Source organism: Roseibium sp. RKSG952 (assembly GCF_009711355.1).
Window position 1 is genome coordinate 1 of record NZ_SMMF01000802.1, and the last position, 10,787, is coordinate 10,787.

Here is a 10,787-nt window from a genome sequence, read left to right on the forward strand (position 1 = left end):
TATTCGGGTTTTGGAGTGAGAGCGGTATAGCAATATTTTATCAAAACAATCTGACGCATTATTGCATGATTTATCTCTTGTTCTTTTTGTTTCGCCAAATCATTCTGCGCTTGATCCTACGCAAATCACGCTCTGCCTTCAGCTTGACATTTTCGGCATCGCCGTAAACGTCAATGCGCATCGCGGCATCTACAATTTTTCCGAATTCTCTCTCGCTAAAGTACTTCACGCTCACACCCTACAAGCTTGTTTATTTTTTAAAGCCCAACATTACATCAGGACCCGATGGACCTTCTATACGCCATCGAAGAAATCCTGCAACCAGCTCACCAACTGAACACCATACAACAGTAGTGGTCAAAGTATAACAATACCATAATGGTAGCTGCAAGCCAGGCTGTACGGCATCATTATCGGAGCTGATGAGATCACAGGTCCCAATTGAATAATCAAGCCAGTTCGATCAGCGAACATCTCGACATTGCCGCTTTGTATACAATTATTCTGCTCTGCTTCAAGTGCTGACAAGTGCACCAGCAAACTGCCGAAACTGCGGCCCGCACCGAAATTTTCATGTGCCCCAAAAAACCGAAAAACAGCATCCTTCACAGTGCGGTTAAATCCACCTGTGGGCTTACCCATTTTTCCCTATAAAAATAGCATAACGGAATTTTATTATCGATACATATCTAATTTGAAATGAAATTACTTTTTCGACCGTACGTATTGTAAAAGTCTTGCTCATTACTCTGGATTGTATATCCATATTTATGCAACTAAAAATACCAGAGGTTAAATATGTGCAATTTTTGCCTGAGCAATCAGATTTCTGCGACATACGGTGTGGAGGGAGGGACGGCTGCGTCCGTCATCCAGACTTCCGGGACTTCAAATCAAGATAGTGAAGCCAATGCGGAGACCGGCATCTCCCTTTCCGAAGGTTCGGACGCCGCAGCAGGAACCGGGACCGTATACTCCATGGAACCGGGCGATAGCTTTTCCGGGACGGTTGGAAGCCGCGGCGACGAAGACTGGATTGCCGTAGAGCTCGAAGCGGGATCAAGCTACACGATCAACCTTGCGGGAAGCGGATCTTCGCCTCTTTCAGACACTTTTCTGGAGATTTATGATTCGTCAGGAAACCGCATCGCTTATGATGATGATGGCGGAGACGGCTACTATTCCAAACTGGATTTCACAGCCGATGAGAGCGGGACGTACTACATCAGCGCTTCGGCCTACTCCTATTGGCAGCGTGGTGGCTACACCATTACCGTGAGCGACCCGTCCGATCCCACAGATCCAACGGAACCGACCGGCCCCTCACCTCTGGATGCTCTTGACTGGGGTGGATCCCGCGTCGGCACCACCAATATTTCCGTTTATTTTGCACAGGCAGGCGAAGTCTTCGACGGGGAGAGGTCCAACGGCTGGACCCAATCCCAGATTGCCGGCGCCATGGCGTCCCTGAATGATCTGTCAGAGGGAACCAATCTCACCTTCTCGGTGGCCGACAGTTCCAGCGGCGCTGAGTTCAAGTTTGTGACCGCGTCCTGGGCAGACAGCACCTACGCCTACATGAACCCGCCAAGTGAAACCAATCCAGGTGTCGCTGTCTTCAATACCTACAACATGGATCTGGCCAACCTTGATGCAGGTTCACTGGAATACTTTGTTTTCCAGCATGAGGTCGGCCATGGGCTCGGAATGTCCCATCCGCATGACAACGGTGGCGGCTCTGACGTTATGGACGGCGTTTCAAGCTCTTCCGATATGGGGGATTACAACCTCAATCAGGGCATCTACACGATGATGAGCTATAATGTCGGCCATGCCGAGCTGTACCCGAACTGGCCCAGCACCTATGGCGCGACAGTCGGACCGATGGCGTTCGATCTGGCGCTGCTGCAGGATAAATATGGCGAAAAAACCGCCAATACCGGAGACGACATATATGTCCTGCCGGACAGCAACGGGTCCGGTACCTACTATTCCTGTATTTGGGATTCCAGCGGCAACGACACCATCGCTTACAGCGGCTCTAGCGACGTGACCATTTCGCTGGTCGCCGCCACGCTGGATTACAGCACCACCGGCGGGGGGGTGCTTTCTTACGCCGACGGCATTCGCGGCGGTTATACCATCGCCAATGGTGTCGTGATCGAAAATGCTTCCGGCGGCTCCGGTTTCGATACCCTGCAAGGCAATTCGGCATCCAACCACCTGAGTGGTTTCGACGGCGACGACATTCTGGACGGTGGCCTTGGTGACGACCTTCTGGAAGGCGGCTCAGGAAGCGATTTCTTCGATTTTTCAAATGCCGGTGACACCGACACGATCATCGATTTCGAAGACACGGTCGATATGATCCGGATTGCGTCAGATCCCTCCGGCTTCGGCGCCACAGGCTTCGGGGATCTCAATCTGAGTGAAGCAGGTGACGATGTTCTCATCGAATATGCGGATAACCAGATCATCCTCCAGGACATGAACCTCGCCTCGATCGGAAGCGACGACTTCATGTTCGTATAGCACCCCGGAGGCCCGCCTCTCCCCGTTTCAGGCCGTCAATGGCCCGGAACAACGGGAGGGGCGGGCTGTCGAATTTGTCTCAAAGGTGCCACCAAATGGCGCTCGCCGGAAACATGACTGTGCTCAGATCGCCCAGCCCCTGAATATCCAATCAAGAGTCCCGACAGACACCGCGTTTATCCCGCGCAGCTGCAATCGGATTGTCACCTGCGGGCGGCCTGATCAAGGCGTGACGCAGTTCAGAAAGTCAAAATGCCACAAGGGCCTAAGAGTATTATCCAACCCTGCGCGCTTGGGAAATCTTCTTGTCCGTTTCGTATTGACTGAGCGCATATACCGCCCAGATCGCCGCCGGAATCCAGCCAATCAGAGTGATTTGCAAGATCAGGCAGAAAAGACCCTGAAACGGCCTGCCGATGGTGAAGAAGACGAGAAAAGGCAGAATGATTGCGAGAATCAGGCGCAAGACGGGACCTCCGAGTGTTCATTGCAATCTAGAGATTGTGTTTTCGCACCGAGTTACAAGAGCCGCGCTTGCACACAGGTTGCAGCTGGCCAAGTTCTGTGCACGCTCTGCGATTTGCCGCCGCCTCCCAATCCGGACGGGTCACATATCAGCGGTTTTCAAATAGACGGGAGTTTTACATAGCCAAATATGCGAATTTACGAATATTACTAAACATGCTCAAATAATCGTGGACATGACTTCCCCACGGGGCGTGCTCACGTGGGCATCCTCCGAACTTACGCCCGCCTTCGCGGGCGTTTTTTTGTAAGCACACCCTCCACAACGCGCCTACCGCGAAAATCAAAGACGGGATGGTTCTGAAATGGCGCGCGCCGGACAGGGGTCAATGACTGACCGTTTCCGGGCCTGCAATCCCGTTTCGCGCAATAGCCTCCAAAGCGCCTTCCAGTTTCCGGAGGTCAATCGGCTTTGTCAGGAACCCGTTCATACCCGCCTCACGGCACCGGTCTTCATCCTGCTTCATGGCATTTGCAGTCATGGCAAGGATCGGAATGGAGCCAGTTTTTCCCGACAGGGCCCTGATGCGTCTGGTGGCCTCCAGCCCGTCCATTTCCGGCATCTGCATATCCATGAACACGAGATCATAACGCTTGTTGCTCACGCGATCGATTGCCTCCACCCCATTTGAGGCAACATCCGCCTTGTGGCCCAATTTGTTCAGAAAGCCCGTGAGAACCAATTGATTTGTCACAAGGTCCTCGACAATCAAAATGCTCAGTTCGCGTCCCTGTCCGCCGATCACCTCATCCGGGACGTTGTCTCCATGGCCAGAAGTTTCTCGACGCGCCTGGCGGGCGGTCATCGCGGTCCGATCATCTGTCACGATTGCATGGCAGGCCTGATAAAGGGCTTTCCGGGTAATTGGCTTGGCCAGCACCTGCACTTTAGGGCTTTTGGCAGCACGCAGATCCTGCTCATCAAACACGAGATTGGACGCCAGCACGACGCGCGTTCCTTTCAGCCCTCCGGTATCGTCCAAGCGATCAAGGAAATCATAGGCCTCCTGCTCGGGAACGGAAATTGTCAGAACCAAGTCAAACGTCCGGGTTTCCGCTAGAGCCACGCCTTCATCGCAGCCAGATGCGGATACAACCGAAAAACCGATATCGCTTAAAAAGGCCGCGAGTGTCTCGCGCACAAGCGGTTTGCGGGCAATACACAGCGCGGATCCGGCATCCGGGGCAGTATGCTGCCAACGCCTATTCCGGCCCCAATAGGTGTGATCTCCTGCCTCAAGCTGGACGTCAAACCAGAACGTACTCCCCTCCCCGACGACGCTCGAGACTCCGATCTGCCCATCCATCAATTCCACAAGCTGCCGCGAAATTGCCAAGCCAAGCCCGGTGCCCCGGTGTTGGCGGGAGGAACTGGGATCGACCTGATAAAACTTTTCGAACAAACCCAAGCGTTCTTTTTCGGCAATGCCGATGCCGGTGTCCTCGATTTCAAATCTCAGCCGGGCGGTCTGTCCGACCTGCGACACCCGGATGGCGACAGCTCCCCCCTCGGTGAACTTGATCGCATTGCCGGCCAGATTGAGCAGCACCTGCCGCAACCGGCCCGCATCACCCAAAAACACCTCTTGAAGTCCAAGCGGCACGAAACAAACAAGATCTATTTTCTTTGCGATCGCACTCGGGGTCAGAATCTCCACAACGCCATCGACAACCTCGCCGAGTTCAAATGGCGCGCTGACCAACTCGATACGTCCGGCTTCAAGTTTGGACAAATCTAGAATGTCGTTGATGATGTCGAGCAGTGCCTCCGCCGAGTCCCGGATTGTTTCGGCATAGTGACGCTGCTTGCTGGTCAAGGACGTATCGAGCAACAGCACCGCCATCCCGATCACACCGTTCATCGGGGTTCGGATCTCGTGACTGACATTGGCTAGAAACTGGGATTTGGCTTCATTTGCCTTGACTGCCTCCGACATCGCATTGCGCAGCTCTTCGGTTCGCGCCTCGACCTGTGCTTCAAGATCCGAAAGGGTCGCAGTCAGCTTCTGATTGATTCGGTAGAGTTCGCTGCTTTTTTGCTCAAGAAGACGTTCCGCATCCTTGCGCGCCCTGCGCTCACGCTCGAACCGCTTGAACCATTTGTCCGCCTCCGAACCGTCACTCACACCGCAGCCTCCCGGGTAATCAGAAACTGCACTTTCATTGGACCATCCTGATCATTGCGGATGATGTTCAGGCTTTCGCCGAAGTGATCTCCGCAACCGCGGATCAAACCGTGTGCGAGATCTCCGAATGGACGGGTTGAACTGTAGTTCATTTCCAGCCGGTCGGGCGCGTGCCGGATGCACCGAAACGTCGGGAGTTCGGCGTTGGGGTAGAGTTTTTTCACCTCAACGTGAATGTATTCTTCAATGTTTTCAAGAAATTCAAGACTTCCGGTTGCCCCGTCGAAAAACTGGGCATGTGTCACCCTAAAGCGGCTGAACAGGTGCGACCCGAATGTCATGATCAGCGTATCGATCTCAAGCCCCGTAACCTTGTGAAGAGCTGCGACAAGCCGGACCATGTCATTGTGGTCGTAGTCCTGAACAGCCGTAAATCCCCGGTCACCTCCAATTCCGGACAACTCAAGAATTTCATCGGCCGTATCAAACGAGAATTCGGTTTCGACCATCTCCATGAATTCGGTAAACACAACGCCAAGCATGATCCATCCAACCCGGTTTGTAACACATCAAGGCATCGTTTCGCTGACTTGAACAACTGCCCGTTTCTGGCCACCGCATGTGTGCGGCCGCAAACCTCACCTCAGCGTTCATTTTGCTGAAGCCCCCGAAAGACTAACCCCAAACACTTCCGTAAGGAATTGCGAATCTTTCGCGAATAACCTTCCACTAGTGGTTACGGTAAAACACTGAATGACTGTCAATTTTCCTCTAAGGGACCCCACAACCAGATTTCCAAGAATTCCAAACCTGGTCACAGGTCTTGCGTAATCGCATTCGACACTGGAACATGACTAACTGTTCATGATCCAGTTGTTTCCACAAACAAAGGATAAGGGCCAACAGCATGGGGAACCAAGCACGCCGGATCACTGCAATCTTCGCGCTGCAGGTCGCGTTGTTGCTATTGGGACCCTTCTCACTGAAAGCAGAAGACGCTCGCCAAAAGCCTGCCGGACTTTACGAAGGCGAAACTCTCACCGAAGCTGCCGGATATCCTGTTCTTTACCGCTATATCCCGGCAGACAAGTCGCAGCCCCTTCTCGTGTTCATTCCCGGCGATGCCCACTTGGCCCGGATTTTTTACGGATACCCGGGCGGGAGGCCAGAGGATTTCATCAGCCACTGGGTAACCAGGGTGGGGCATCCGTTTCTCGCCATTTCCTATCCGATGTCCAACCCGGTCTTTGAAGGCGCGAGCCCGGACTACAACATCACCGACTGGGGCAATCAGGTGGCGGAAGTGGTTGCCCAGATCGTTTCGGAAAACGGTTTAACCCAGGAAGTCATCATTTGCGGCTGGAGCATGGGCGGAAAGATCGCGGCGGCTGTCGGGAAGGCCGCAAAAGACAAACCGTTCGCGATTTCCGCGTTCGTTGCAATGTCCGCCGATCCTCCAGTTCCGGGATTTCTGCCAAGGGCCAATGCCGAAGGCATCAAGATGACAGCGGAGGGCTATGCGGATCGCACACCCATCTATGACTGGTTCTTCAATGCCGTCGGCCAACAAAATGCCTATAACGGCCACACCATCATTCCCAAGGACATCTACGAAAAAGACATGCTCGGCGCGATCCCGGTCGCCCTGATCGATACCGGCCTGATCTACAAGGACAACAAATTCATTGAGGATACGTCCGCAGCCCTGCGCACAGGCGACACATTCGATTTTTCCGATTATCCGTTTCCAGTCGTGATCCACGACAACTCGCCGGACGACCCTCAAAACGTGCTGCTCGACACGTCTGACTGGGCCTTTATCCGCAACCGTGTACTCATTCAAACCGTCCTCGGCGGCGAAGCGTTCACCAATCTGACCTGGCCGGAATGGGAACGTCTGCAGCAACTGGTCGCGACGTCCGGCAGTTATTTCACCGAAGTGGTGGAGGGCAATCATTTCTATTTCATCGGCTCCGCCGGAGCCCGCAGCACGGTCGAGAAAATCCTGCAATTGCACGCAAGGGTCCAAAGCTTGCCAAACTCCAAAGCCGACACCGCCACAAAATAGAGCAATTGCCCCTCCCGCACGGCGAGCATGTCAGGCAAACCGATTGTGGCTTTCTGTCCGTCGCCAAGACAGGCTAAGGCTAAGACAAAGGCTTCACGGCAAACGGCCTTGCAATCTGTGCCAGGCAAGCCGCTCGATCTCACGGCAGGCGGTTTCAAAATCATCGCTGAAATTTTGACCTGCCTGCGAAACCGCTTCAAGCACATCACGTTTCTTATCGTGGCTGGCGGCGCGAAAACTCCGGCAAAGCGCATTGTAAAGCCCTGAGGAACAATCATGCGCGGGACCAAGTTCAAGGCCATACGCCCGCTCGGCAACCCAAGGGGCATTCTGAAAGACATCTCCAAACGCTGCCACGAAATCGGTCTTGCTCATTTGACTGGGTCTTGAAAAGATGTCCGGCGGATGATGCCGTTTCCAGTGCTGCGCAATCTCTATCCGGCGGGGACACCAGACAGCTTCCTTCGATTGGATGTAGGCAATGAACTTCTGAAGCGCAGCGATTTTTCCGGGGCGTCCGGTCAGGCGGAAATGCAGCCCGACAGACATCATCTTCGGCCTTCCAGCTTGGCCTTCAGCATAGAGATAGTCGAACGTGTTCTTGAGATAGGCGAGAAAATCCTCTCCGCTTGTCCAACCGGGCGTCATCGCAAACCGGAAGTCGTTGGCTTCGAGCGTGTAGGGAACGATCAACTGCTGCTTGCCATTGATGTCGGCCCAATACGGCAGATCGTCGTTATAGGCATCCGAGATGTACTCGACGACGTCCGCCTCCACCACGAGCCGGTTCGAGTTTTCCGTGCCGCGTCCCGTGTACCATCCACGCGGCGGTTCTCCGACCACTTCCTTGTGCAATCGAATGGCTTCCGCGATCGCGGCACGCTCGTCTTCAAGGGACAAGTCCTTGTGCTCAATCCACTTGAGCCCATGGCTGGCAATCTCCCAGCCCGCTTCCTTCATCGCCTCGACCTGCTCGGGACCGCGCGCCAGTGCCGTCGTGACACCAAAGATCGTAACCGGGATGCCCGATTGGGTGAAGAGACGATACAGTCGCCAAAATCCGGCACGCGGACCATATTCGTAAAGCGACTCCATGTTCACATTCCGCCGCCCCGGCCATTCGGTCATTGTGGGCGCATCGGACAAGTACATTTCGGAAGCCGCATCCCCGTGCAGAATGCAGTTCTCGCCGCCTTCCTCGTAATTCAGGACGAATTGAACGGCAATACGCGCGCCACCGGGCCATTTCGGATCCGGCGGATTGGGGCCGTAGCCGCGCATGTCTCTCGGGTAACGCTGCATTTCCGTCCTCCGTCATTCGCGGGACCCGCGCACTCCGGATCCGGCAACTTACGGATATTACTTTAAGGAAACCATTTCATCGAGATGTATACAACCGGTGCGGAGCTTTACTCCCCGGCGCCCCTTCCGGATAGGGCAGTATCCGCAAGATCTGTATTTTTGCGTCAGGAAGCCGTTGGATCAGGCTACCTCTTTCCGGCTTTGCTCCACCCGGCCAATGAACTCCGACAACCAGGCAATTTCTTTCAGATAGACATCCATGCTCAAGGACGCGAGTTCGAGCAAAAGCGTTTGGGGCTCACGGTATTCAAATCCGTTGTCACGCAGAAACAACGCATATTCGTTCTTGAACGCGGAAGGGATTGTCATGCCGGTCTCGTCATTGGTTGATGATTGGGTCACGGGACAAATTCCCCATAAGAACATGCATCTCTCACACCCTAAACCGCTCCGGCCGCACACCTGAATTGCCAGATTACAGGTTTCCCCGTTTTCCCCGTTGTCAGGCCACAAAAGTACGGCCGTCAAACAGATAGCAGGCGATTGCCTGCCGAAAGCTCGCGCACTATTGGCAGTTTTGTCATGCAAGTGCCAAATGGAAGCTCTATGCGTCTTGGTTAAGATCCCCACAATCCAAAGACCGGACACTATTGAAAATGAAACCAGGGCTATTTTTTAAGACTCTATTTACCTTGAGTGCAACAACGGCAGCCTTCCCCGCGGGCTCTGCTGTTTCGCAAGAAGTCGAACTCGGTCCACGCCCTGCATACCTCGTCCGGCAAATGGAAGACGGGCTGCTGAAGGACAGGCTATCGGCCTGCCTGTCGAGCCGGGCCAAACCGACCCTGTTTTCGATTGGCCACCGCGGTGCGCCCTTACAATTTCCCGAGCACACGGCCGAAAGTTATCAGGCGGCAGCCGTGATGGGAGCCGGGATCATCGAGTGTGACGTTACATTTACCAAAGACAAGGAACTGGTCTGCCGTCACGCCCAGAACGATCTCCACACCACCACCGATATTCTTGCGACAGACCTTGCGGAAAAGTGCACAACAGGATTTACGCCAGCAACGGATGACGCGCCTGCAAGCGCTGAATGCCGGACTTCCGATATCACCTTGCCCGAGTTCAAATCACTGAACGGCAAGATGGATGCCGCCGACAAAACAGCAACAACCGTTTCAGGCTACATGGACGGCACAGCCAATTGGCGGACCGATCTTTATGCGACCAAGGGCACCTTGTTGACCCACGCCGAATCGATTGAGCTGATCAAGTCGCTCGGCGGTAAGTTCACACCCGAACTGAAGAGCCCAGCCGTTGCCATGCCGTTCGATGGATTGAGCCAGAACATGTACGCCCAGAAACTCATTGACGAGTACAAGGCAGCGGGCGTACCGCCCAAGGATGTCTGGCCCCAGTCATTCAATCTCGCGGATGTTCTTTACTGGATCGAGGCGGAACCGGACTTCGGAAAACAGGCCGTTTATCTGGACGGGCGCTACAGTCAGGCCAGCTTCAATCCGGCAAAGCCGGAAACACTGTCTCCAACCATGGAAGAACTGAAGGCCAAGGGCGTCAACTATCTCGCGCCGCCAATCTGGGTGCTTCTTGCCGTAGAAGACGGCGAAATCGTTCCGTCAGCCTACGCCAGGGCGGCAAAGGCTGCGGGACTTGACCTGATCAGCTGGTCATTGGAGCGTTCCGGTCCCCTCGCCTCCGGCGGGGGCTGGTACTATCAGACAGTCAAGGACGTGATCGACGGCGACGGCAAGATGTATGAGGTGGTTGACGTGCTGGCACAGGACGTCGGCGTTGCCGGACTGTTCTCGGATTGGCCTGCAACAACGACCTTTTACGCAAGCTGCATGGGACTCGACTAGAAATCCTGCCTCAGAAGGCGGTGGCCAGCGACGTGCCGGCCCTCATACGAACCAATGGCTTGGCGGCGCATGTGCCGCCATTTCTGCGTTACTTTTCAGGTTTTCAAACATTCTCAAACCGGCTTGCGCGCCTTGGATTTTCAGCCAAGGCAGCAAATACGGCAAATGACGTCACAACCTATCTTGGTGGCAAGACAACCGGTGGCGCGCATGTATTGCGCGAACTCTGCCTTTCACAAAGCCCTTTTATCATTGTATTTTAGGGTTTTTAGCCACAATTGAGCATCCGTATAGTTGAATCTTCAACAAAATGCACATCATGGTGGATTCAGCCGCGAAGTGCAACAACGC

General features: G+C 54.3%; 10 protein-coding genes. 4 read left to right on the forward strand and 6 right to left on the reverse strand.

Translation table 11 applies throughout. The features are described from left to right. Positions 1-357: 357 nt before the first annotated feature. Positions 358-642, reverse strand: coding sequence for a hypothetical protein (locus E1297_RS07525; RefSeq protein ID WP_155135997.1), 285 nt, complete (start codon positions 640-642; stop codon positions 358-360). Between the two features lie 156 nt (positions 643-798). Between E1297_RS07525 and E1297_RS07530 the strand changes: the two genes are divergently transcribed. After that, positions 799-2,532, forward strand: coding sequence for a M10 family metallopeptidase C-terminal domain-containing protein (locus E1297_RS07530; RefSeq protein WP_155136000.1), 1,734 nt, complete (start codon positions 799-801; stop codon positions 2,530-2,532). Positions 2,533-2,806: 274 nt separating this feature from the next. Here E1297_RS07530 and E1297_RS07535 read toward each other — a convergent pair whose 3' ends face one another. From E1297_RS07535 to E1297_RS07545, 3 genes are all read right to left on the reverse strand, one after another. Continuing rightward, positions 2,807-2,998 carry a YqaE/Pmp3 family membrane protein gene (locus E1297_RS07535; protein WP_155136003.1) on the reverse strand — a complete coding sequence of 64 codons (192 nt, stop codon included), beginning with the start codon at positions 2,996-2,998 and terminating at the stop codon, positions 2,807-2,809. Between the two features lie 385 nt (positions 2,999-3,383). Beyond that, entirely contained in the window at positions 3,384-5,183 is a 1,800-nt protein-coding gene (locus E1297_RS07540; RefSeq protein ID WP_155136008.1) for a response regulator, read from the reverse strand. Beyond that, on the reverse strand, positions 5,180-5,725 hold the full coding sequence (locus E1297_RS07545) for a heme NO-binding domain-containing protein (RefSeq protein ID WP_155136011.1): 546 nt from the start codon (positions 5,723-5,725) through the stop codon (positions 5,180-5,182). Before E1297_RS07545 ends, E1297_RS07540 begins: the two co-directional genes overlap by 4 nt. A gap of 365 nt (positions 5,726-6,090) precedes the next feature. Here E1297_RS07545 and E1297_RS07550 point away from each other — a divergent pair, with 365 nt between their 5' ends. Further along, positions 6,091-7,251, forward strand: coding sequence for an alpha/beta fold hydrolase (locus E1297_RS07550; RefSeq protein WP_155136014.1), 1,161 nt, complete (start codon positions 6,091-6,093; stop codon positions 7,249-7,251). A gap of 93 nt (positions 7,252-7,344) precedes the next feature. On the opposite strand, the gene puuE is transcribed toward E1297_RS07550, so the two are convergent. Then, the gene (puuE, locus tag E1297_RS07555) at positions 7,345-8,553 is read right to left on the reverse strand and encodes an allantoinase PuuE (RefSeq protein ID WP_155136019.1); all 1,209 of its coding nucleotides are present in this window, start codon (positions 8,551-8,553) and stop codon (positions 7,345-7,347) included. 180 nt (positions 8,554-8,733) lie between these two features. Next, positions 8,734-8,955 carry a hypothetical protein gene (locus E1297_RS07560; RefSeq protein ID WP_209015690.1) on the reverse strand — a complete coding sequence of 74 codons (222 nt, stop codon included), beginning with the start codon at positions 8,953-8,955 and terminating at the stop codon, positions 8,734-8,736. A 290-nt stretch (positions 8,956-9,245) separates the two neighbouring features. Between E1297_RS07560 and E1297_RS07565 the strand changes: the two genes are divergently transcribed. Together E1297_RS07565 and E1297_RS07570 are read left to right on the forward strand one after the other, a co-directional pair. Then, positions 9,246-10,436 carry a glycerophosphodiester phosphodiesterase family protein gene (locus E1297_RS07565; RefSeq protein ID WP_244327675.1) on the forward strand — a complete coding sequence of 397 codons (1,191 nt, stop codon included), beginning with the start codon at positions 9,246-9,248 and terminating at the stop codon, positions 10,434-10,436. A gap of 59 nt (positions 10,437-10,495) precedes the next feature. Beyond that, positions 10,496-10,699 carry a hypothetical protein gene (locus E1297_RS07570; RefSeq protein ID WP_155136025.1) on the forward strand — a complete coding sequence of 68 codons (204 nt, stop codon included), beginning with the start codon at positions 10,496-10,498 and terminating at the stop codon, positions 10,697-10,699. The last annotated feature ends 88 nt before the right edge of the window (positions 10,700-10,787 follow it).